The organism is Mongoliitalea sp., from assembly GCF_054166905.1.
This window is the reverse complement of the sequence record NZ_JBSZCK010000019.1, coordinates 1-22,410: the sequence shown is the minus strand read 5'-3', so window position 1 is coordinate 22,410 and position 22,410 is coordinate 1. Positions and strand designations below refer to the sequence as shown.

General features: G+C 40.7%; 20 protein-coding genes. 7 read left to right on the top strand and 13 right to left on the bottom strand.

What is annotated here, in order from left to right:
• Positions 1 to 4: 4 nt before the first annotated feature.
• Both ACXIUD_RS06505 and ACXIUD_RS06500 read right to left on the bottom strand, forming a co-directional pair.
• Positions 5 to 256, bottom strand: coding sequence for a hypothetical protein (locus ACXIUD_RS06505; RefSeq protein ID WP_458051816.1), 252 nt, complete (start codon positions 254 to 256; stop codon positions 5 to 7).
• Positions 257 to 289: 33 nt separating this feature from the next.
• Positions 290 to 1,396, bottom strand: coding sequence for a glycosyltransferase (locus ACXIUD_RS06500; RefSeq protein ID WP_458051815.1), 1,107 nt, complete (start codon positions 1,394 to 1,396; stop codon positions 290 to 292).
• 21 nt (positions 1,397 to 1,417) lie between these two features.
• Here ACXIUD_RS06500 and ruvC point away from each other — a divergent pair, with 21 nt between their 5' ends.
• Positions 1,418 to 1,993, top strand: a complete 576-nt coding sequence (ruvC, locus tag ACXIUD_RS06495; protein ID WP_458051814.1) for a crossover junction endodeoxyribonuclease RuvC — start codon at positions 1,418 to 1,420, stop codon at positions 1,991 to 1,993.
• On the opposite strand, the gene ACXIUD_RS06490 is transcribed toward ruvC, so the two are convergent.
• Positions 1,990 to 2,532, bottom strand: coding sequence for an outer membrane beta-barrel protein (locus ACXIUD_RS06490; protein ID WP_458051813.1), 543 nt, complete (start codon positions 2,530 to 2,532; stop codon positions 1,990 to 1,992). The genes ruvC and ACXIUD_RS06490 overlap by 4 nt on opposite strands.
• A 388-nt stretch (positions 2,533 to 2,920) precedes the next feature.
• Here ACXIUD_RS06490 and ACXIUD_RS06485 point away from each other — a divergent pair, with 388 nt between their 5' ends.
• Entirely contained in the window at positions 2,921 to 4,228 is a 1,308-nt protein-coding gene (locus ACXIUD_RS06485; protein WP_458051812.1) for a parallel beta-helix domain-containing protein, read from the top strand.
• Position 4,229: 1 nt separating this feature from the next.
• A complete protein-coding gene (locus ACXIUD_RS06480; protein ID WP_458051811.1) occupies positions 4,230 to 5,348 on the top strand; it encodes an SO2930 family diheme c-type cytochrome in 1,119 nt (372 codons plus the stop codon).
• A gap of 647 nt (positions 5,349 to 5,995) precedes the next feature.
• On the opposite strand, the gene ACXIUD_RS06475 is transcribed toward ACXIUD_RS06480, so the two are convergent.
• The 9 genes from ACXIUD_RS06475 to ACXIUD_RS06435 form a co-directional block, all read right to left on the bottom strand.
• Entirely contained in the window at positions 5,996 to 6,583 is a 588-nt protein-coding gene (locus ACXIUD_RS06475; RefSeq protein WP_458051810.1) for a porin family protein, read from the bottom strand.
• 94 nt (positions 6,584 to 6,677) lie between these two features.
• Complete coding sequence (locus tag ACXIUD_RS06470; RefSeq protein ID WP_458051809.1) at positions 6,678 to 7,748, bottom strand: alanine racemase; 1,071 nt, start codon at positions 7,746 to 7,748, stop codon at positions 6,678 to 6,680.
• Between the two features lie 701 nt (positions 7,749 to 8,449).
• Complete coding sequence (locus tag ACXIUD_RS06465) at positions 8,450 to 8,893, bottom strand: GNAT family N-acetyltransferase (RefSeq protein WP_458051808.1); 444 nt, start codon at positions 8,891 to 8,893, stop codon at positions 8,450 to 8,452.
• Positions 8,886 to 10,328: a sodium:solute symporter family protein gene (locus ACXIUD_RS06460; protein ID WP_458051807.1), complete on the bottom strand. Its 1,443-nt coding sequence runs from the start codon at positions 10,326 to 10,328 to the stop codon at positions 8,886 to 8,888. The genes ACXIUD_RS06465 and ACXIUD_RS06460 overlap by 8 nt, the downstream gene beginning before the upstream one ends.
• A gap of 119 nt (positions 10,329 to 10,447) precedes the next feature.
• Entirely contained in the window at positions 10,448 to 11,551 is a 1,104-nt protein-coding gene (locus tag ACXIUD_RS06455; RefSeq protein WP_458051806.1) for a hypothetical protein, read from the bottom strand.
• Between the two features lie 143 nt (positions 11,552 to 11,694).
• Positions 11,695 to 12,852 (bottom strand): 6-bladed beta-propeller, encoded by a 1,158-nt coding sequence (locus ACXIUD_RS06450; protein WP_458051805.1) that lies wholly within the window; start codon positions 12,850 to 12,852, stop codon positions 11,695 to 11,697.
• Positions 12,853 to 12,936: 84 nt separating this feature from the next.
• Positions 12,937 to 13,689, bottom strand: coding sequence for a succinate dehydrogenase/fumarate reductase iron-sulfur subunit (locus tag ACXIUD_RS06445; RefSeq protein WP_458051804.1), 753 nt, complete (start codon positions 13,687 to 13,689; stop codon positions 12,937 to 12,939).
• A 27-nt stretch (positions 13,690 to 13,716) separates the two neighbouring features.
• Positions 13,717 to 15,651: a fumarate reductase/succinate dehydrogenase flavoprotein subunit gene (locus ACXIUD_RS06440; protein WP_458051803.1), complete on the bottom strand. Its 1,935-nt coding sequence runs from the start codon at positions 15,649 to 15,651 to the stop codon at positions 13,717 to 13,719.
• 32 nt (positions 15,652 to 15,683) lie between these two features.
• Positions 15,684 to 16,370, bottom strand: a complete 687-nt coding sequence (locus ACXIUD_RS06435; RefSeq protein WP_458051802.1) for a succinate dehydrogenase cytochrome b subunit — start codon at positions 16,368 to 16,370, stop codon at positions 15,684 to 15,686.
• Positions 16,371 to 16,628: 258 nt separating this feature from the next.
• Here ACXIUD_RS06435 and ACXIUD_RS06430 point away from each other — a divergent pair, with 258 nt between their 5' ends.
• The 3 genes from ACXIUD_RS06430 to ACXIUD_RS06420 are packed head-to-tail and all read left to right on the top strand — an operon-like array spanning position 16,629 to position 20,510.
• Positions 16,629 to 19,412 carry a T9SS type B sorting domain-containing protein gene (locus ACXIUD_RS06430; RefSeq protein ID WP_458051801.1) on the top strand — a complete coding sequence of 928 codons (2,784 nt, stop codon included), beginning with the start codon at positions 16,629 to 16,631 and terminating at the stop codon, positions 19,410 to 19,412.
• Entirely contained in the window at positions 19,409 to 19,837 is a 429-nt protein-coding gene (locus ACXIUD_RS06425; protein WP_458051800.1) for a thiol-disulfide oxidoreductase DCC family protein, read from the top strand. Before ACXIUD_RS06430 ends, ACXIUD_RS06425 begins: the two co-directional genes overlap by 4 nt.
• Positions 19,838 to 19,880: 43 nt before the next feature.
• Positions 19,881 to 20,510, top strand: coding sequence for a carbonic anhydrase (locus tag ACXIUD_RS06420; protein ID WP_458051799.1), 630 nt, complete (start codon positions 19,881 to 19,883; stop codon positions 20,508 to 20,510).
• A 21-nt stretch (positions 20,511 to 20,531) separates the two neighbouring features.
• On the opposite strand, the gene ACXIUD_RS06415 is transcribed toward ACXIUD_RS06420, so the two are convergent.
• Positions 20,532 to 20,963 (bottom strand): hypothetical protein, encoded by a 432-nt coding sequence (locus tag ACXIUD_RS06415; protein WP_458051798.1) that lies wholly within the window; start codon positions 20,961 to 20,963, stop codon positions 20,532 to 20,534.
• A gap of 436 nt (positions 20,964 to 21,399) precedes the next feature.
• Here ACXIUD_RS06415 and fabD point away from each other — a divergent pair, with 436 nt between their 5' ends.
• Positions 21,400 to 22,275 (top strand): ACP S-malonyltransferase, encoded by an 876-nt coding sequence (gene fabD, locus ACXIUD_RS06410; RefSeq protein ID WP_458051797.1) that lies wholly within the window; start codon positions 21,400 to 21,402, stop codon positions 22,273 to 22,275.
• Positions 22,276 to 22,410 lie beyond the last annotated feature (135 nt).

Genomic DNA, 22,410 nt, shown 5'->3' with positions numbered 1-22,410 from the left:
ATCGTTAGATGGCGTTATGCTCCATTAAACCTTTTTTGGTAGCTAAATAGTACAAGGTATGTCCCTCACTTGGGAAATCAATGGGACGAAAAACTTCATCATCCGGCCCAAATAAACATTTGATAAATCCTTTTTGACAAAGAGAAGCAAGGGTCTCAAGGAGTTGGGTATCTTCCCAACCCAAAGATTCTTTGAGGTAATCATAATGTTGGACAAAATACAGCTCGTCCAATAAGTCAAACTCCAGATCGGTCATGAATACTTACCTATTTATTTCGCTAAATTAATGCTATCTCAAGGATTTTCTTCCCTTCCATTCGATTTTTCGAAAAAAAGTCTGAAAACCAGTTGCTAATACATACGCAGGATGTACCAAGGATGTCCCAAGCCAAAGGACGATGGAGTGATTAATCCCGTAGCTTTTCAACACTTGGCCGAGTACAAATCGTTCCACCAGCACTTTCAACAAAAGCAACAAACAGGCCAATCCCCACAAATCAGGTCTTAAAAAAGGTAAAAAAAAGAGGAACAAAAAAAGTGCTTGAAGAACAACAGGAATTAAAGAAGCCAATGCATGTATATTCCATCCATGTGCTTTCCATTTAGAGGCCCAGCGAATCCGCTGTTGAAATAAATCGCTCCAGGTGGGCATAGGTTCTGTGTACACCAAGGCTTTCGAGTCCCCTTGATAATTCACTGCTTCTGCCCCATAATGTAAAACGATCTTTTTCAACAAAAACTCATCGTCACCGGAAAGTATCTGCTCATTTCCTCTAAACCCCTCAACAGTCTCGAAAGCAGATTTTCTGTAAAGCATATTTGCCGCGCTGCACATCAGTGGTTGCTGCATGTGAATGCTTGCTTTTGTCACCAATGCAATGCTTGCCCAATCGAGTTGTTGAAATCCTCCAAAAAAGCCGTCCTTGTCATGACTCATAACAGGACCTGCGACCAATTGCACCTCAGAACCTAAGGCAGCAAGCATATTTTGTATCCAATCTTCCGGAAAGATACAATCAGCATCGGTAGTCAAAATCAATTCATATGCACTTTGACTCACTCCATAGCTTACCGCAGCCTTTTTCCCCTGACCTGGACTATTAAATATCCGGATGGAAATATGGGGAAATTTTTCTTTGCATGCATGTGCGATTGCCTGACTATCATCAGTGGAATGATCGTCTATGCAAAGCACTTCAAAAGATGGATAGTTAAGTTTAGCAATACTTGTCAAGCAACGTTCCAAATAAACCGTTTCATTTCTAATTGGGAGAATAATGCTTACCCCTTCCTGATGGTGTACGACAGTCTTTCGTGTACTTTTCTTGCTCACGAAATAAAGTGTGAGTAAGAGTACTTGATAAACTATCCCAAGTGAAATGTACAAGGTAAACATGAAATGGCTTAATTTGCAGGAATGAGTAATGTAATCAAAAAACCTGCATCAGAAAAAATTATTTTAGGAATCGACCCAGGGACTAATATCATGGGTTATGGTTTAATTTTGGTGGAAGGAAACAAATATAGCCTGCTTCAGTTTGGGGTCATTCACTTGAAGAAATATACCACCCATGAATTGAAGCTAAAGAAGATTTTTGAGCGGATTACAGGCTTGATCGATGAATTCCATCCGGATGCAGTTGCTTTGGAAGCGCCCTTTTATGGAGAAAATATCCAATCCATGCTCAAATTGGGAAGAGCGCAGGGAGTGGCTATGGCAGCTGCCTTGGCAAGAGAAATCCCGATCGCGGAATATTCCCCCAAAAAAGTCAAGCAATCTGTCACAGGCAATGGAAATGCCTCCAAAGAACAGGTTGCCGAGATGCTCAAAACCTTGTTACATATCCAGGAAATCCCAAAGTTGCTCGATGCTACCGATGCTTTAGCAGTGGCCATTTGCCATCATTTCCATGCAGGAAGGTTGCAGACCAGAGGAAGAACAGGCGGCTGGAAATCCTTTTTGGAGGATAATCCAGACCGCGTCAAATCTTAAAAACTCTTCCCAACGGAAAGCTGTAAAGTTCTGTTTTTGACATTAAAATCAAAGTAATTCAAGCTTATTAAGCCATAGTCATAAGCAATCTGCACATTGAATCCTTGTGGTAGGTCCATCCCAACACCTATCAAGGCCGAGATATCATAACCTCTGAGAATGGCTGTTGTCTGGGAAATTGTGCCGTTATCATCACGCTTTCGGGAAGCAAGAATACTCCCTTGGGGTCCAAGAAATGCATTGAACTGATCCAAAAACTTATAACGGACGATCACAGGAACACTCAGATAATTGAAATTCTCCGAAATACCTGAGCTTTTTTGATCATTATATCCTTTCTGACTGTAATAAGCACCTGCTTCCAGCACGATGTTTTCTTTCCATTCATAGGCATAATACGCTCCGAGATGTATGCCTGTGCGGTTGGCAAAAGCAAACTGATTGATATTGGAAACATTTGCCCCAGCCCGAACACCAAACTGTGCCTGTGCCTGAAATCCTAGCACAGAAACTATCACTAGAAGAAGAGTTTTTTTCATGGGTATCAAATTTTAACTGATGATTATCGAACTTTTCAAAACGCCCCGAATATACTAGAATCCAAGAATGGATTAAGAAAAATCATCAGAAAAACTTGAGTGAGGTAGGATGGATTTAGATGTAAGACACAAGACTTTGGTGTATTGTACCAGGTACCAAGTACGAAGAACCAAGTAGGGATTCAGTAAAAAAGTAATTCACATTGTCTCTTGGCCCTTCAAGTTAAAAGACTAAACCTTTTTCCTAGACCTGGCAGGTTTTAAAAACCTGCCAGGTCTGACACCACGACTCCTTGTTTACTGCTCACTAGCCACTTCCTTCTTGACTTTTTGCGAAATTTTTCATAACTATTCAGACCTTTTCTCCAAATATAAATCCAAGCAACTCATGAAGACCATTAGCACTAGTTTCACCCACTTCTACCCGCTCACTATTTTGTGTTTAATACTATTCGCATGCTCAGAAAGCAGCACAGAGATGACTTTTGACTCAAGCAAACTACGGAAAGCAAGTCAGGAAGAAGTAGATAGGGTGGTCGAGGCATTTATCATGGCTCAAGATGGAGAAGTTATTGAGATTCCCTCTGGATTTTATGCGATTAAAACCCAACTGATTCTTGATAATAAATCCAATGTCACCATCAAAGGAGCAGGTATGGCAGCAACCGTGTTGTCTTTCCGAGAACTCAGATCAGGCGGTGAAGGCGTCAAGTTGGTAGGAAACAATATCCGGATCCAAGACCTTAGTATCGAAGATGCACCGGGCGATGGGGTCAAAAGTCAGCATGTAGATGGCATCACCTTTTACAGAATCAACGTCACCTGGACCAATGGAGACAAATCTAAAAATGGAACATACGCCATCTATCCCGTGCAATGCAAAAATGTGATGATCGATGAATGCATCGCCTCCCACTCCAAAGACGCCGGCATCTATGTAGGCCAATCCGAAAATATCATCGTCAGAAATTCCCTGGCATTTGGCAACGTAGCGGGGATAGAAATCGAAAACTCCGATAACGCAGAAGTATATGGAAACACCGCAAGGGACAATTCAGGAGGTATTTTGGTATTTAACCTTCCCGGATTACCAAAGTCCGATGGTGGTAGCACCAAGATTTATGACAATGATATCATCTCCAACAATCATGTAAATTTCGCTACCCCATTGGGAGAAGATCCTAATGGAAATACAGTTACCATGATTCCACCTGGTTCGGGCATCGTCTTATTGGCAGCAAAGGATGTGGAAATCTACAACAACCGTATCCACAACAACAAAACCGTAGGAGTTGCCATCGCCAATTACCATGTCACCGGCTTCCCCTTGGATGCCCCCAATTGGTCACCATTTACATCCAACATCTATGTCCATAGCAACGACTATCAACGCAGCCAAAAAATACCTGACCTAAGCAAAGAAATGGGGCAATTGATATCCGTATACAACGCCCATGGCAAAGGAAAAAGTCAGGACATCGTCTATGATGGATTTTGGGATCAATCGCTGGCTGCAAGCATAGAAGAAAATCCCATGAATATTTGTATCCAAGAAGCCTCTATGGACAAACTCCGCTTCACCCTATTTGACTTATGGGAAGGGGAATCCAATATCAAATCCTCCAAGGACCATAGGTTCTTCAACTGTTCCCTTAGCATCTCTACAGATGTATCTTCACTCAGTTTAGCCAATTGATATGTATAGTCGTTATTCCAGATCGTTCTTTTTTTCACTATTGATCTTGTTTGCTTGTTCGCAGCCTACGAAGGAACAAGAGATAGTGATTGCCTTGCCTGCATTTGTAGACTTTCAAGCTCCCGATAAAAATCTAGCTGAATTAAACTTGGAAGCATTTCCATTGACTAACTTATCAGAATATGGTTTTTTCAAAGGAATCATGCGTAGCCTTACGCCCAATGAAGGCGTATTGCTATATGAACCTGCATCTTCTTTATTCACAGATTACGCACACAAATCCCGTTATATTTGGATGCCAGAGGGTACTGCTGCAAGTATTCAGGCTGATGAAGAAGGAACGATGGAGTTTCCAGAAGGAACAGTGATTATCAAGAATTTTTACTATCCCACGGATTTCAGACAGCCTGAAAAGGAACGTAGAATCATAGAAACCCGTCTGATGGTGAAGACAGCCGAACAGTGGGAAGCATATCCCTATGTTTGGGCAGATGACCAATCCGATGCACAGCTCAAAGTGATTGGTGGAGAAAAACAAGTGAGTTGGATTGATGAGGAAGGGCAAACACAGCTTATCAATTACATCATCCCCAACAAAAATCAATGTAAGAGTTGCCATAACATCCACGAGCAGCTGGTCCCGATAGGCGTAAAAGCCAAGCATTTGAATCATGCCATCACTTTTGAAGATGGCACTCACAATCAATTGGTCAAGTGGGCTGATGCAGGCAAACTCAGCAACTTCTCCCATGAAACCGCTTACCCCAACATGGTCAATTACCTAGATAAAAGCCAATCCCTGGAATTAAGAGCGCGAGCCTATTTGGACATCAACTGTGCCCATTGCCACCGGGCTGAGGCACCTGCCAGTACTTCGGGGCTATTTTTGACCTATGAAGAAACAGACATACTCCGATTGGGGATTCTCAAAACACCTGTAGCCGCAGGTTTTGGCGCAGGCAGCTTCACCTATGATATCGTTCCCGGAAAAGCCGATGAATCCATCCTCACCTACCGTATGGGCACCACCCAAGTCGGCGCCGCCATGCCCGAAATCGGAAGAGTCACCGTACATCAAGAAGGTCTAGAGCTGATCAAACGATGGATTGATGAAATGTAATAGGATGATGATTTTAGATTTTAGATTTAAATGAAAGGATGAAGGATGAAGGATGAGGGATGAAGGATGAAGGGTGAAATAGTTAGCAGTGCGTAGTGAACAGTGGTGGGAATTAGGAATGCTTGTGCTGAGCGTAGTCGAAGTAAGGAATTGGGAATTAGAAATGAGAAAAGTGTCAAGAAATTTTAGGATGTGAGAAAACATCTGTGCAAATCTGCGAAATCTGTTGACTTTTTAATTTTAGTCCCGATAGCTATCGGGATTAGAAGGTAGATTTTAGATATCAGATTGTAGTATTCGTGCAATTCCTAAGCTTTGCGCAATCATTAAAAAATCCATCCAAGCACCTCGATCTCAATGATAACCAAAAAATCAATCAAAAAAATCTTCGTGTAATTCGTGCCATTCGTGCCATTCGTGGACTTTTTTATTTTAGATTTTAGGATTCATATCATTTGTCCCATTCGTGGACCTACAAAAAAATTAACCTCAAAGGACCCAAAGGATTACGCAAAGAACCCAAAGCAACCAAAACTTTGTGCCTTCGTTCCTTTGTGGCAAACCATTCCATAAACAGCGCCTTTGCGTAAAACCAAAAAACCTCCCCCATTTTCATGAGAGAGGCCTTTATCCTATGTTCCTATCCTTTAAAAGGTGTAACCTACTGAGATAGTAAACCCACGATTATACACATCTATATTGGAGTTTTTAAACACCGGCTGCATGCCGTAATTGTAAGAACCTTGCACATTGATCCCTTTGGCCGGATTGAATCCAATACCTACTACCGCTCCAAAATCACTTTCACGCACTGTATCCGTATCAAACCCTACCGTCGACCCAAACAAATCTCCCTCGAATCGGGAAGACTGCAAAAAGGATACCTGTGGACCTGCAAAGACGTTAAAGGAATTACCCAAATACAATCGGGCCAATACCGGTACATCCACATATCCTAAAATTGCGCGTGAATTTGCAAAATCATTGTTTTGTGTACCTCTCACGGAATAAAAAACCCCAGGTTCCACTGCTAAGAACGGCAAAATTGGAACCGTCGCATATAAACCTGTGCTGAAACCTGTACGATTGGAATAATCATCATCCTGAATATCCCCTCCACCGAAGGTAGAAAAATTCACTCCCCCTCGGATACCAATCCCTAATCTACTCTCATCCTGTGCCTGAACAACTACTGCTCCCAAAACAAATGCACATACTAACATCAATTTTCTCATAGTATAAATAATAGTTGGTTATGCTACAAATAGAGCCATAATTATGCCAACATATAATTTAAACCACAATAAACTAGATAAAACGACAGATCATTTACACAACTACCTTGTCTATGTAGCTGGAATTCAGGACCCCCAATGCTCCCATATACTTCAGATCAAATTTAATTGTATCACCTACTGCATAGCCCTTGGGGTTAGTTCCTAAGTTTAAAACTAACATATCCGAACTTGCTCCGATAATCTCCAACTCCCCATCCTCTGCAATCAAATACTTCGGATCTATATCCAATAAGCCTATGTCCAAAATGGCACGGTACGATGATTTACCGTATAAGTTTTCGTCAATTTCCAAAACTTCTCCCTGAGGATTGGCAGCTAAAACACCTGTAGGTAACAATGGCTTCTCCTGCATTTCGATGATTTCCGCATATAGTTCGAAAACATCTCCATGCATCCCATCGATCACCTTTTCTTCAAACAAATCCACTCCGAAGTATAAGGTCTCTCCTACCCTAAAATGATTGATCCCTTTCGGTAATTGCTGATGCAACATCAAAGGAATAGTCACCGAGGTTCCCGCAGAAACCCAAGGTATTTTTTTATTAAACTTGAGTTCGATGATTTGCTTGTATAAGCTCAATTGAATCAGTTTATCGGTTGATGGCATGACCCCATTGAGGCAATTCAAATTAGTGCCTAAGCCAATGATCTCAATATTCGGAAGATCAAATACCTGCGCATAAAAATCAACCAAATGATCCCCCATCACCCCCTCACGCAAATCACCTGTCTCTACCATGATGATGATTTTGTGGGTTTTCCCCTGTTTGACAGCCTCCTCTGAAATCCAACGGATAGAATTCAGTTCGCTATTCAAACTTACATCTGCATATTTGACCATTTTAGCAATATTTCGCTTGGAAACAGGCTTGATATACACCGTCTGAACATCAGGATTGAGCTCTTTAATCTTTGCCAGGTTACTGATGCGGGAATCATGAATCTCCCGCACCCCCAATTCGATCAATTCTTTCAAAAATTTTCGATTTCCACAAAACAACTTGGACACTACTCCCCAAGAGACATCATGCTTTTCAAACATCCCCCGCAAGAATTCAAAGTTTTCTGTTAGCTTTTGTCTATTTAATGTAAGGTATGCCATTGTTAGTTTTTTCGTTATGTATTTTTTTGTACGAAGTACCAAGTACTAAGTACCAAGTAGGGGTTTGGGTAATAAATTGAATAATTGCCCTTCATAATTCGACATTGGTCATTCATCATTCGACATTTCATCCCTAATTGACTTCAGTATCACTCCCATCACTTATCTCTGAAATTGTACCATTTAGGTATTCAGGTAATATAAAGCTTAATCGCATCATAACTCCTCAATTAAGTAACCTCAAAGAGGTCATATGTTTATAGCAAAGATCTTGGCAGCTGGCACATTCGACCCCTACGGGGTCGTATTCCTTCATAGACTCAATTTAAACTATAAACATGTGATCCCGTTGGGATCGAATCATTAGAGATTAAAGCGTAGAAGCGCGAAATTGTACTCAACTGCCCAATAATGAAAATACGAGACACTTTTTAAAGAATATTTTTTTTCTCCACACCTCCCTACTATATCACTGCTCTTATCTACGAAAGTTAGAAGGCATCTATCAACTTTATATAGCGCCCTTGTGCTGAGCCTGTCGAAGCAAGCATGTTTCATCTTGTGTCTTGCTTCTTGTGTCTTGTTTCTAAACTCCTGCTTTACGGCAAGCAAGCTCGAATCTTACTTCTTCCTAGCGAATCCCTACTTGGTACTTCGTACATGGTACTTGGTACAACTATTCATCCTTCCCCCCTCATCCTTCATCCTTTCACCAGTCTCATCTCCAAATACTTATTAGTAAACCCAAGAGATTCGTACAAACCTTTAGCAGGATTATCGGGCTCCACGTGTAAGGCAATATCTCCTTGAGCTAAGTCAATGGCTGTCTGCATCAACTTTTTCCCTACTCCTTTACCCCGCTGAGAGGCATCTACGGCAATATAAACCAAGATATTTTCAGGAATATAGCCAGACATGCCTGTTTTATTGATGACCACAGCACCTACTACCTCTTGATTTTCTCTAGCCATCACCACAAATCCACCTTTATCTACTGCTTGATCCAATGCGTAATCCAAACATTTCATGATATGCTCATGCGGATCTCCATATTTTTCTAAGTGAACAAATAGAAAATCAGCAATTTCTTTTTTCTGTAAATAGGTAGCTTGATCCATAGCGGATAGCGTTTCTATACTAGGCATATTTTGTAATTTTATTTTGTTTATAATCTCTATTGAATACACTTACAAGCAAATACATTGCTAAAGAGGCAAATACTCCGAAAAAATTTGGATCTAAGCCCCATAAAAGCTCCCAGCCCAACAAACCCAGCCCCGCAGTAACCACCCCTCCTGTCAGCATGGCAGCAACTGCCGCCAAGGGATTTCTATGGGTAGTAAAGAGTCCAAATAAAATCGGAACCAAAAGACCCGAAACCATAAATGCATAGCTATACAACATCAAGTCCAATACATTGGTCATGTGTAAGGCTACTACAAGGGCGATTACACCTAACATCAAGGTAAATAACTGACTGTAGCGAATTTGGGCCTGTTCGGACTTGGGACTTAACCATGAACCGAAGATATCGGTACTGAGATTTCCAGAGGCTGCCATCAAACAAGAGTCAGCTGTGGATAGCACTGCCGAAAAATAGGCCGCCATCATCAATCCCAAAATACCCGGCGGTAAAATGGTTCGTAATAAGATAGGCAAACCCATTTCCGGATCCATCACATCCAGATCAATGATGAGCATTCCCTGTTCAAAGGCCACTTTGGATAGCAATCCCAAGGATACACCCATAAAAGCCATGATAGGCCACTCAAAAAAACCTGCGATAAACCAGGCTTTCTTGGCTGAGGCTACATCTCTGCTTGCAAATATCCGCTGATATAAGGTCATCCCAATAAACCAAATGGGGATAATCGTAATACCCCAGTTAGCCAAATCCTGCCAGCGGAGATTGGTCAAAGAAAAATAAGCATCCGGTAAGGTGGCCTGTATTTGTTCCCAACCGCCTACATAAAAGTAAGCTACTGGCAAACCGATAAAAATAAAACCCAGCATTAAAATAATCCACTGTACAGTATCCGTATAAATTACAGCCTTTAAGCCTCCTAGCACGGTATAAACCACTGCTATGACACCCATTAAGACCAAGGCCTCTGTCAAACCCAGTGTTAGAAATGTTCCTGATGCCAATTTTGCACCTGCCAACAACTGAGATGACGTAAAACCGAGATATCCTATCAACGAGATTACAGCTGCGATAACGCCTACCTTTTTATCAAATAAATATTCGAAAATCTGCGGAAAGGTATAAAAGTTTGCAAAAGCAGGATCACTCTTTACTCGAGGAATCAAAATCACTGCGGCCAACCAAGCACCGAGCAATCCAGTGAACAACATCCAACTACCGGAAAGTCCCATGACAAAACCTAATCCTCCTAATCCCACAGAGAAACCTCCACCCACATCTGTCGCTACTACGGACAACCCAATATGCCAGCTTCCTATATTCCTGCCTCCTACGTAATAATCGTCCTGATTTTTATTTTGGCGCATGAAGTAGTATCCTACGCCGAGCATCAGCACCATGTACCCGACAAAGATGCCGAGGTCAATGTAATGCATGTTTTTCTAGTTAAAATAAAACAAAATTTCTAATTGATAGAATTTTTCAAATTTACGAAAATAAAATTTTGTTTAAAAGCCTGAAAGCGTAAAATTAAACCATTTGAACAACACTCCCCTTACTCCATGCGTATGGCGTTGATAAATTTTTCATCTTTGGCGATGACCGCTGCATCAAAAAAATACAAAAGACCATTACTAACACCTGCGAAATTCCCAAGATCAAAGTAATCTACAGGATCTTTTAAGGCAGACCAAGATTGATGAGAAGCATCATACTTCCAAACGGTAACATACTCCCGAAATCTATCCGAATTATTATTATCGTTCATAACTAAACTCAAATAAATATCCCCTCCTTTTGAAACCAATAACTTATCGGCTCTAGGAGCAATCAATCGCTGTTCAATTGGATAATCCTTGGGATGAAATTTGGTGGGGATTTTTTGTAATGCCAGATCGATATGCTTGATTTCAGGAAGATCAATTGAGCTGTATTCTTTAAAGTCAGAGTTCAAGCTATAGATCCTAATTTTCCTTTCAAAAGGAAAACAAATAAACAACTGATCATTGTAAATATCGAACGAATAGTAATTTGCCGGAATGAAGAAAAAAGAAGAATCTCTCATTTCTTTTGGGTACTCCAAAACCTTTCTTTTTTGTCCGCCATCCTCTCCGAATATCCCCAGGAATTTACCTGATTTTTCGTAGTACTTTACGTCTAACATGGGAACACCTAGGGGTTCTAACTCGATAAAAAACTCATTGTTGTAAACCTTAAATTTACCTCCTAAAGCACGAATGGAATTTTCTTCACTTAAATCCAAATTAACGGAATTTACCAGCTGCTTTTTTTGAACATCATAAAGTACAACTGTTTTTCTTTTTGGCTCGAGAAAATAAACTAGAGGAAAAGAACGCGCATCAAAAGCTGAAAAAAAGTAATTCCTCAATCCCTCACGCTTAAAATCAACGTAATCAAGTTGAATACCAGACTGCAGTTGATAAATGGAAAAACCTGAAAAACTGCTAAAACCGATTAATAAGGAATCAGAAATGAGCTCTAATTGATCAGGCTTTTGAAAGAAGCCTATGGAATCGTATACCTCTGTATTGATCTCAACTGTGGTGTCGAAAAAGTTAATTTGATCAGATTTTTCTTCTTTTACACCACAAGAAAAACTAACTAAAATTATGAAAATGATTGCGCAATGATGTTTCATACTAACAATTTTGATTGAACCACACCCCTGTGATATGGCCTTGAAAAATTTGTCGACTAAATATTTCATGAATTAAATTTAGAAAAAAAACGAAAACCAAAGATTTAATTGAAAAAATTCAAAAAAAAGAAGCCCTGTTTACGTCATAAACTAAATTTAATCAACACCGGGTTATCCTCTTTGTCCAACTTATTGCTATCCACATGCTTCAACAAGGGATGGTCTTTAGATAACTTCCCATCTGCTTTCAATCGCTGATACACACTTGGGAAAATATAGCAATAAAAATTAGGCCCATTTGTCGCAATGATAGTTACCCGAAAATCTGATTGCTTGCCTACTGAAACTATACGCTCCTCTTTTTTATCAAGCAAACCATGAAAGTAAAATTCCCCTCCCAGAAATTGAAAATAAAGATACTTTTCAGTTTCCCTGAAATTAGTTAAAAACTTAAATGACTTATTTGTTAAAAATTCGACTTCATTTCCACGATAGGATTTCAATTCTTCGTAGGTTGGAGCATTTGAAGAAAACTGAAAGTCATAAGCAGGAGCGATTCCCTCTTTCATAAGGCTATAAACAGTAGATGTCCCTAAAATTGGAGAAAGCAGGAATTCGCCATCACGAACAGAAGGATGAAAACGATTATCAATAGGAGCCCCAAACTGAAATGGAATAAAATATTCTACTGTATCTCCTTCTTTTCTTATCAGGTGATACTGATTGAATGCTGTGATTTGAATCAAGTCCTTCCGTTGCTCTGATGGAATGGGTGTCCAAATGTAGTAGACATCATCGATGCTTACATGGTGTATATAATTGATATCTCCTTTTATTCCCTCCAAGGATACGGATTCCAAAAACTCCAAGCTTATCAAATCATAGACCTGAATAGTTTTCAATTCCAAAATTTCAATGGTGTTCTTTTTAAAATTCACAAACACGTCGGTCATATGAAGATACTCATCTGGACCTTGGCCTATTTTTTCTAAAACACGAAGTACATTCCCGTATGGATCAAAAATGACTACCTTCTTTAACTTCAAGTCTATGGCTACCAAAACCTGCTCATCTGGTGAAACATAGACTTTGTCCAAACTGGAAAGAATGGATTCATCGGTAGTCTCCAAATAAATAACTTCCTCCACCGTCAGTGTGGAAGGCCACTGAAATTCACTACTTTGGTTAACATTCAACAAAAAGGATGGTAATATTTTGTCTAAAAACTCCTCACTCACATGTTTTTGAGCACATGAAATTGTCAGTACCAACACACAAAAAACCAAAATAACATTTTTCATTTTCACCGAGCCACAGTTAGTAATTTTATAAACACAAAAGCCAGCTTAACAGCTGGCTTTTGTATATCGATGAATGTTAAATTTTCACACTAACTCCGTATTGCTCACAACAGCAGAGAAGTATTCTCTGTTCATACGAGCAATATTGGTAATGGAAATGCCCTTTGGACACTGTGCTTCACAAGCACCTGTATTGGTACATGCTCCAAAGCCTTCGGAATCCATCTGAGCAACCATCTTCTCCGCTCTACGCTTACGCTCAACTTGTCCTTGCGGCAACAAGGCCAATTGGGAAACTTTCGCAGAAGTAAACAACATGGCAGAAGCATTTTTACATGCTGCTACGCAAGCACCGCAACCGATGCACTGAGCTGCATCCATCGCTAAGTCAGCGATTGTTTTAGGAATTGGAATTTCATTGGCATCCGGTACACCACCTGTGTTGACAGATACATAACCACCTGCTTGGATGATTCTGTCAAAAGCAGAACGATCTACCACCAAGTCCTTCATCACTGGGAAAGCCTTTGCTCTCCATGGTTCGATCGTAATGGTCTCACCATCGTTGAAGGAACGCATGTGCAACTGACAGGTAGTGGTCTGAAGCGGTCCGTGTGGATTACCATTGATATACAAGGAGCACATCCCGCAAATACCTTCTCTACAATCATGATCGAAGTGAACAGGATCCTCTCCCTTCTCTGACAATTGCTCATTCAATACGTCCAACATTTCCAAAAACGACATGTCTTTTGAAATATCGGACACTTTATATTCTTTGAATCCTCCCTTATCGGAATTATTCTTCTGTCTCCAAATTTTTAATGTTAAATTCATGGCTCTTACGAGTTTAAATACGGTTGATTACTTGTAACTTCTCTGGGTCAACTTCACATTTTCAAATACAAGAGGCTCCTTATGCAATTCTTCCTCTTGTCCCTCTCCCATGTACTTCCATGCAGCCACATAAGCGAAGTTTTCATCATCCCTCAAGGCTTCCCCATCAGGTGTCTGATACTCTTCTCTAAAGTGACCTCCACAGGACTCATTTCTGTTCAAGGCATCATCCACCATCAACTCACCCAATTCGATGAAGTCGGCTACTCTATGTGCTTTTTCCAAGGATTGATTCAATTCGTCACCACCACCTAGGACATTTACATTGGTCCAGAATTCAGCCTTCAGGTCTTTGATCATCTGCTTCGCTTTTTTCAAACCTTCTTCGGTTCTAGCCATACCGCAGTAATTCCACATAATCTTACCTAAACGCTTGTGGAAGTGATCAACCGTTTTCTCACCTTTGATAGTCAAAAGCTTCTGAATACGATCTTGAACTTCTTTTTCAGCCTTCTTGAATTCAGGATGATCTGTAGGGATTTTATCGTAAGGCGTTTGTGCCAAGTAATCACCAATTGTGTAAGGAATTACGAAATAACCATCCGCCAAGCCTTGCATCAAAGCAGAAGCTCCTAAACGGTTAGCACCGTGATCAGAGAAGTTTGCTTCACCCAAGGCATACAAGCCAGGCACTGTAGTCATCAAGTTATAATCCACCCAAAGTCCGCCCATGGTGTAGTGAACTGCTGGATAAATCATCATTGGAACTTCGTAAGGATCTTCACCGGTGATTTGCTTGTACATGTCAAACAAGTTGCCGTATTTTCCTTCGATAGTCTTTCTTCCATCACGCTTGATTGCATCACGGAAATCCAAGAATACTGCCTCACCTGTTTCATTCACCCCTCTACCCTCATCGCACACATACTTCGCATTTCTGGAAGCTACGTCACGAGGAACTAGGTTACCGAATGAAGGATACTTTCTTTCCAAGAAATAATCTCTTTCGTTTTCAGGGATATCATTTGCTTTAACTTGTCCTTTTCTAAGCTTTTCCGCCATTTCTACTGTAGCAGGCACCCATACACGACCGTCATTTCTCAAGGATTCAGACATCAAAGTCAATTTAGACTGATGATCTCCGGAAACAGGAATACAAGTTGGGTGAATTTGTGTAAAGCAAGGATTGGCCATGTAAGCACCTTTCTTATGTGCTCTCCAAGCAGCCGTCACGTTGGATCCCATCGCATTGGTAGATAGGAAGAATACGTTACCGTATCCACCTGTACACAACAATACGGCGTGTGCACTGTGTGATTCCAAAGCACCGGTGATCAAATTTCTGGTGATGATACCACGCGCTTTACCGTCTACGGTTACCACATCCATCATTTCAGTACGAGGGTACAATTTTACTTTCCCGTTAGCAACCTGTCTTGAAAGTGCCGAATATGCACCCAACAACAACTGCTGTCCGGTTTGACCTCTTGCATAAAATGTACGGGAAACCTGAGCTCCACCGAATGAACGGTTGGCCAACAAACCTCCATATTCTCTTGCAAATGGCACACCTTGAGCCACGCACTGATCAATAATGCTTACAGAAACCTCAGCCAGGCGGTAAACGTTGCCTTCTCTTGCTCTGTAGTCACCACCTTTTACTGTATCATAGAACAGACGATAAACAGAGTCACCGTCATTTTGATAGTTTTTAGCCGCATTGATTCCACCCTGAGCAGCAATGGAGTGTGCTCTTCTTGGGCTGTCTTGGAAACAGAATGCTTTGACATTGTAACCTAATTCTGCAAGGGAAGCCGCTGCAGAAGCACCTGCAAGACCCGTTCCCACTACAATCACATCATACTTCCTCTTGTTGGCCGGATTGACCAACTTCACGTTGAACTTATGTTTGGTCCATTTTTCTGCAACAGGACCAGCAGGTATTTTAGAATCCAGTATCATTTTACTATGATTTAATTGCTAATCTTCAATTTTTATGATAAGCTTTGAATATACATCACGATAGGTATCAAAGCGAATAGGACAGGAACTATTATAGAGAATCCTGCACCTACTTTTTGAATCAATGGAGAATATTTCACGTGATTCAACCCTAATGTCTGAAATGCACTTGCAAATCCATGCGATAAGTGAAATGCCAAGAAACCCATGGAAACCACATAAATCAATACATACCAAACATTAGCATAGGCAGCTGCGACGATTGCATAGATGTCACTGTATGACTCTCCATCGATCATGGTCGTAGGAAGCGTCCCAAACTTTGCTTCATACCAGAAGCCTTTCAAATGGACTACCAAGAAGATTAGGATGACAGTCCCAAGGATTCCCATATTTCTAGAAGCCCAGGTGCTGCTTTTGCCTTCTTTGCTCATGGCATAAGCCACAGGTCTTGATTTCTTGTTATGCTGTGTAAGTACGATTGAATAAATCACATGCAACAAGATAAAAGCAAAGTTCCCAATGGATACCACTTTAATTAGTGGATTATTTGCCATCGTATGTGCATAGACATTAAAAGATTCTCCTCCGTCAGGTAATAAAAGCTGCAGGTTACCAGCTAAATGTACTACCAAGAACAAAATGAGAAACAAACCGGTCAAGGCCATCAATAATTTGCGGCCTAGTGTGCTACTTAAGGTTTTTGATACCCAACTCATATGTGTTTTCTTAAACGTTCGATTGATTTAGTTTAAAACTTTGATGCCAAATTTACGCTTGCAAAAATTAGCAACCAAAGCTTATTCAATCGGTTGAACTTATTTTAAAAGGTTCTAAATAAGTGTCGATACAACTAATTTTGTTATTTATTTTATGGTTTTTTAACCACCTGTTCAATTTTATTGTTTGATAAATACCAAATAAATGACCCTGATCTAGTAATTTTCGTTTAAATTAAAAGCTGAAAAAAGAAACCCATGAAAATCAAAGCGCTCTTTTTATTTATCATCCTGCTGAATTTCAGTTTTTTACAAAAAATTTACGCCACACACATTCGTGCGGGTGAAATTATTGCCGAACGTATTTCGACCCAAACATTAACTTATAGAATTACTGTGGTCGGTTACACAGATACACGTTCCAATGTAGTATTTGGACCTGGGGAAATCAATTTTGGAGATGGCAGGGAGGTACGACTGAATACAGAGGCTGACATAGCGTTTACAGAGCCGTTGGGTAACCAAATTGAGAAAAATACTTTTGTCATTACCCATACCTATCAAGGACCGGGACAATACATCATCCGATTCCGTGAATTCAACAGAAATGACCGTACCCTCAACATGGATAACTCCGTAGATACGCCTTTCTATGTAGAAACCATGATTACCATTGATCCATTTATCGGCATTAATAATTCACCGGTTTTGACAATCCCTCCTGTGGACAATGGAGGTGTAAATATCCGGTACATTCACAATCCAGGTGCTTATGACCCCGATGGGGATAGTATAGCTTATCTTTTTGATGAAAATACCGTCAGGCCAAAGCAGGCATTTCAGCGATTTGTAAATAATTACCGCAGCCCTGCATCTTCTGAATTCAGTTTCAATAGAGAAGATGGAAGCCCCAATCCTTTTATTTCCATGAATACGGATGGAGATTTGATTTGGGATGCACCAGGCTTGGCGGGACAATACAATATCGCTTTTCAAATACAGGAATGGCGTAGAATCAATGGACAATACCGCTTGATTGGATATGTGGTCCGGGATATGCAGATTATTATTGAAAACACAAATAATAGACGCCCTGAATTGATTTTACCTCCAGATCTTTGTGTGGTGGCGGGGACAAGGATTGAAGAAATAATACAAGGTTCTGACCCAGATGGTGATCCTATCAGAATTGAAGTATTTGGAGACCCTATGGAGATTACACCAAGTGCTACTTACAGTCCGCTATCCATATTTCAGGCTAGCCCTGGAATAGTCAACTTTGATTGGCAGACGGTTTGCTCCCATGTAAGAGAACGACAGTATCAAGTGCGAATCCGAATTACAGACCAACCGCGCTCCGGACCTGCTTTGGTCGATATACGAACCTGGAATATCACAGTCATAGGCCCTCCACCAGTGATTGATGATCTAGTACAGCAACAGGGTCGCTCGGTAGATATTCGATGGGATCCATACACCTGTGCCAATTCGGCTGAAACTATGCAAATATGGAGGCGAATCAATTCTGACCCTTACGAACCTGATTCTTGTGAGACAGGCATTCGTGCAGGCTATGAACTGGTCGGCACTACCAATATGCAGACCTTCAATTTCATTGACACCAATGGAGGAAACGGATTGGCACCTGGCAACACCTATTGCTACAGACTTGTAGCAGCCTTCCCTACCCCTAGATTAGGAGAAAGTGTGGTATCGGAAGAAATATGTATCACGGTAGATGTGGATGTACCACTGTTAACCAATGTCAGCGTGGAAGCCACAGATACTCAAAATGGTGAAATTCTTGTTCGATGGACTCCTCCTTATGATATTGATCGGGAACAGTTCCCGGGACCATTTAATTACGAATTGATCCGAAGCACAGGATTCACTGGCAATCAAAACCGTGTTTCTTTATTAACTACGGATGATACGGTTTTCACAGATACAGGACTCAATACAGAAAACCTTGTATACAATTATCGGGTGATTTTAAGAGAAAACACCACTGTCATTGATAGCTCGAGTAAAGCATCTTCCGTACGATTGGAGCCTACAATCATCAACGAGGCCATTGAATTGAATTGGACATTTGATGTACCTTGGAATAATTCGGTTGGAGAGTTCGCACATGAAGTTTATCGAAATCGCACCGACCCATTAGCTCAGGATGCAGATACCTTTACGCTTATCGCAGAGGTCAATCCTGTAACACAGGGATTCAGCTTCTTTGATGATGGTTCCCATAACGGAGTGCCGCTGCAACGAGAAATTGAATATTGCTACTATGTGATTACGAAAGGAAATTACAATGTGGATATGATTGAGTTTCCGTTGGAAAACAAGTCTCAAATCATCTGCGCCCGTCCAGATGATGATCGCTTGCCATGTCCTCCAGTCCTGACCTTTGAAGGACCTGATTGCACCGATTTCTTATCTGATAAACCATGTAACTTCTCAAGCTTTGAGCATCAATTGAGTTGGGAGCCGGATTTTTCGGGCGTATGCGATGATGAATTGAGTGGCTACCGCTTGTACTTCAAAGATAATGACGGAGATGGACCATTTGATTTGATTCGTACATTCACCGCATTCGAATTATCAACGATGATCAGAGACTTACCAACTTTCCGTGGTTGCTACTACATCACTGCCGTGGATAGATCGGGAAATGAAAGTGAGCCAAGTAACACGGTATGCGTGGATAATTGCCCTAACTATGATTTACCAAATGCCTTTACACCAAACAATGACGGGGTAAATGATACTTTCATGGCCTTTGATAATCCATTTAGCAGATGTCCGCGATTTGTATTGGGAGTGGAAATCACCATCGTTAACCGTTGGGGTGTGGAGATGTTCAGATACAATAGCCTTCAATCTCCTGAGAATGATATCTTCATCCGTTGGAACGGGCGAGATAAGAGTAATAATGAAGTGCCTGCTGGGACTTATTTCTACGAAGCAACTGTGAATTTTGATGTATTGGACCCTGCTTTGCGTATGAGGAAATATAAGGGTACTGTACAAGTGCTTCGATGAAAATAACAGAAAAGTTCCATATTGTCTTGTTCGACGGTGTTTGCAATTTGTGCAATCATTCGGTGGATTTCATCATCCGCCGAGATAGCAAAAATGTATTCAAAGTTGGGGCAATCCAAGATGCACATACACAGCGATTATTGGAGTCCTATGATATTCCCAAAGACTATCTAGACTCTTTAATTTACATTCATCGAGAAAAGGTCTTTTTCAAAAGCAGGGGGGCATTAGAAATTGCCCGAAATCTTGGGGGACTTTGGCCAATTGTATATGGATTGATCATCATTCCAGCATTTATCCGAGACCCCATCTACGATTGGATCGCACGCAACCGTTATCGGTGGTTTGGTAAGAAGGAAACATGCCGATTGCCCACACCTGAGGAACGGGCAAAGTTCCTTACCGCCGAAGACCTAGAAGAATAAAAAAATAGATAGTCAATAACTAAACACTAAACTTTTTCCACTTATGAAACTACAGGAAGTATTTGGGAACAATGAGGAATGGATTCAAAAGAAACTTTCCGAAAATCCGGCTTATTTTCATGAGCTCTCCAAAGGCCAAGAACCAAAAATTTTGTACATAGGCTGTTCGGATTCCCGTGTAACAGCAGAGGAATTGATGGGTGTGGCACCAGGAGATGTGTTTGTTCATCGTAATATTGCAAACTTAGTAATCGGAATAGATGTCAATGCCATGGCAGTACTTCATTATGCGGTGGACCATTTAAAAGTGGATCATATCGTTTTGTGTGGGCATTACTTCTGCGGAGGCGTAAAAGCTGCCATGCAAGCCGCCGATTTAGGGGTTTTGAATCCTTGGCTCCGTAATATCCGAGATGTATACAGACTTCATCAAGCCGAGTTGGATGGGATTGAAAATGAAAATGACCGATACAACCGCTTGATCGAGTTAAATGTACAGGAGCAATGCATCAATCTCCTCAAAACTGCCACTGTCCAAAAGGCAGTTCGCCAAAGAGGATTACAAGTACACGGATGGGTTTTTGATGTCTCCACAGGAAAACTGATCGACCTTAAAATCGACTTCAAAAGCATTCTTTCCAAGATCATGGAGATCTATGATTTGGGAGAGTAGATTAGGGGTTTTTGAATTGAATTACTCTTCTTTTTTAAAAATCATTCTACTTTTGAAGGGAACTCCATCACGGGGGTTAATCATTTTCATGTGGAGTTCAGCTTTATCCAGATTAGTAATCAAATATTTTTGAACACTCATTTTTTGTAACTGCCCGATGACTAAGGTGTCACCATTGGTCCACCAAAGGCCTTTCAATTCAACTACTTCATTATTTTTATAATCTGTAAAGGTTACGGTATCTTTTTCAAATTGATAAAATGAACCGTTAAGAACTTTAGAAAAGGTCTCCGCTAAAGCTTGTTGAGTCTGTTCATCTTCCATTTGAAATCTATTGGAAGTAAGAATACTTTCCATGGTTTCATTACGGTACATTTTCCATTTCCCCATGAGAAGATCATCATTGAAATAAGAAAATAAAGTCAAGGTTATTATAAGCTGGAGCGGTTTCATAAATGCAGGTTTATGAATTTAACTTAATGAAACTATAAAACACAAACCACTATTCCAAATCACCTACCCATTGAATAACATATACTTAGGTGACTTTGTACTATTCTAATAGTCAATTTCAAGACAATCTTTTAAAAATTAGTTCACCACCCCGCTAAACAAAATAATTAGTGGCTATATATGGTTTTTCCTAAAGAATAAAATTTTTTATAGTTTTTAAAAAAACTTGTTATCAGCGCATTCAGACCCGGCAGGTTTTTAAAACCTGCCGGGTCTCTCCTTATTATTTCAATTTATTTCTACCCTATTTCCACTTTATTTCATTTATCTACCCAAGAAAATCTCTCCTCCTCCCAATATCCCATTATCCAATATCAATCAATATCCCTATAAATACCTTTTTCCTATATTTGCACTTCAATCAACATAAAAACTTATGAAGGCATACGTTTTTCCTGGCCAAGGAGCCCAATTCCCAGGAATGGGAAAGGATTTATATGAAAACAATGAAACTGCAAAAGCATTGTTTGAAAAAGCCAATGAAATCCTTGGTTTCAGAATTTCAGATATCATGTTTGAAGGTACAGATGAGGAACTCAAACAAACCAAAGTTACACAGCCTGCCATCTTTTTACACTCGGTGATATTGGCAAAAACTTCTGCTGACTTCAATCCTGACATGGTAGCAGGACACTCTTTGGGAGAATTCTCTGCCTTAGTGGCGAACGGTGTTTTAGCATTTGAGGATGGTTTGAGATTAGTATATCAGCGTGCGCTTGCAATGCAGGAAGCTTGTGAAATCAATCCTTCTGGAATGGCCGCAATTCTTGGTTTGGAGGATTCTAAAGTTGAGGAAATTTGCGCCTCTATTGAGGGAGAGATTGTGGTAGCGGCAAATTATAACTGCCCAGGTCAATTGGTGATTTCCGGGTCTAACAAAGGAATTGAATTGGCCTGTGAGGCTATGAAAGCTGCGGGAGCGAAACGTGCTTTACCGCTACCGGTTGGAGGAGCTTTTCATTCTCCTTTAATGGAGCCAGCAAGAGAGAAACTAGAAAAAGCAATTGCAGATACTGTCTTTCATGAACCTATCTGTCCTGTTTACCAAAACGTGAGCACAACAGCTGTTAGGGATGTTCAGGAAATCAAAAATAATCTGATTGCCCAGTTAACTGCCCCAGTAAAATGGACACAGTCTGTACAGCATATGGTGGCCGATGGAGCAGTGGAATTTATTGAATGTGGTCCTGGAAAGGTTCTTCAGGGTTTGGTGAAGAAAATTCATAAAGAGGCGGAAGTGAGAAGTGTTTGAGTGAGCAGTGAGCAGTGAGCAGTGAGCAGTGAGCAGTGAGCAGTGAGCAGTGAGCAGTGAGCAGTGAGCAGTGAGCAGTGAGCAGTGAGCAGTGAGCAGTGAGCAGTGAGCAGTGAGCAGTGAGCAGTGAGCAGT

Excerpts from the sequence above, each read along its gene's own strand:
- ACXIUD_RS06505 (WP_458051816.1), bottom strand. The coding sequence starts at position 256 with ATGACCGATCTGGAGTTTGACTTATTGGACGAGCTGTATTTTGTCCAA.
- ACXIUD_RS06500 (WP_458051815.1), bottom strand. The coding sequence starts at position 1,396 with ATGTTTACCTTGTACATTTCACTTGGGATAGTTTATCAAGTACTCTTA.
- ruvC (WP_458051814.1), top strand. The coding sequence starts at position 1,418 with ATGAGTAATGTAATCAAAAAACCTGCATCAGAAAAAATTATTTTAGGA.
- ACXIUD_RS06490 (WP_458051813.1), bottom strand. The coding sequence starts at position 2,532 with ATGAAAAAAACTCTTCTTCTAGTGATAGTTTCTGTGCTAGGATTTCAG.
- ACXIUD_RS06485 (WP_458051812.1), top strand. The coding sequence starts at position 2,921 with ATGAAGACCATTAGCACTAGTTTCACCCACTTCTACCCGCTCACTATT.
- ACXIUD_RS06480 (WP_458051811.1), top strand. The coding sequence starts at position 4,230 with ATGTATAGTCGTTATTCCAGATCGTTCTTTTTTTCACTATTGATCTTG.
- ACXIUD_RS06475 (WP_458051810.1), bottom strand. The coding sequence starts at position 6,583 with ATGAGAAAATTGATGTTAGTATGTGCATTTGTTTTGGGAGCAGTAGTT.
- ACXIUD_RS06470 (WP_458051809.1), bottom strand. The coding sequence starts at position 7,748 with ATGGCATACCTTACATTAAATAGACAAAAGCTAACAGAAAACTTTGAA.
- ACXIUD_RS06465 (WP_458051808.1), bottom strand. The coding sequence starts at position 8,893 with ATGCCTAGTATAGAAACGCTATCCGCTATGGATCAAGCTACCTATTTA.
- ACXIUD_RS06460 (WP_458051807.1), bottom strand. The coding sequence starts at position 10,328 with ATGCATTACATTGACCTCGGCATCTTTGTCGGGTACATGGTGCTGATG.
- ACXIUD_RS06455 (WP_458051806.1), bottom strand. The coding sequence starts at position 11,551 with ATGAAACATCATTGCGCAATCATTTTCATAATTTTAGTTAGTTTTTCT.
- ACXIUD_RS06450 (WP_458051805.1), bottom strand. The coding sequence starts at position 12,852 with ATGAAAAATGTTATTTTGGTTTTTTGTGTGTTGGTACTGACAATTTCA.
- ACXIUD_RS06445 (WP_458051804.1), bottom strand. The coding sequence starts at position 13,689 with ATGAATTTAACATTAAAAATTTGGAGACAGAAGAATAATTCCGATAAG.
- ACXIUD_RS06440 (WP_458051803.1), bottom strand. The coding sequence starts at position 15,651 with ATGATACTGGATTCTAAAATACCTGCTGGTCCTGTTGCAGAAAAATGG.
- ACXIUD_RS06435 (WP_458051802.1), bottom strand. The coding sequence starts at position 16,370 with ATGAGTTGGGTATCAAAAACCTTAAGTAGCACACTAGGCCGCAAATTA.
- ACXIUD_RS06430 (WP_458051801.1), top strand. The coding sequence starts at position 16,629 with ATGAAAATCAAAGCGCTCTTTTTATTTATCATCCTGCTGAATTTCAGT.
- ACXIUD_RS06425 (WP_458051800.1), top strand. The coding sequence starts at position 19,409 with ATGAAAATAACAGAAAAGTTCCATATTGTCTTGTTCGACGGTGTTTGC.
- ACXIUD_RS06420 (WP_458051799.1), top strand. The coding sequence starts at position 19,881 with ATGAAACTACAGGAAGTATTTGGGAACAATGAGGAATGGATTCAAAAG.
- ACXIUD_RS06415 (WP_458051798.1), bottom strand. The coding sequence starts at position 20,963 with ATGAAACCGCTCCAGCTTATAATAACCTTGACTTTATTTTCTTATTTC.
- fabD (WP_458051797.1), top strand. The coding sequence starts at position 21,400 with ATGAAGGCATACGTTTTTCCTGGCCAAGGAGCCCAATTCCCAGGAATG.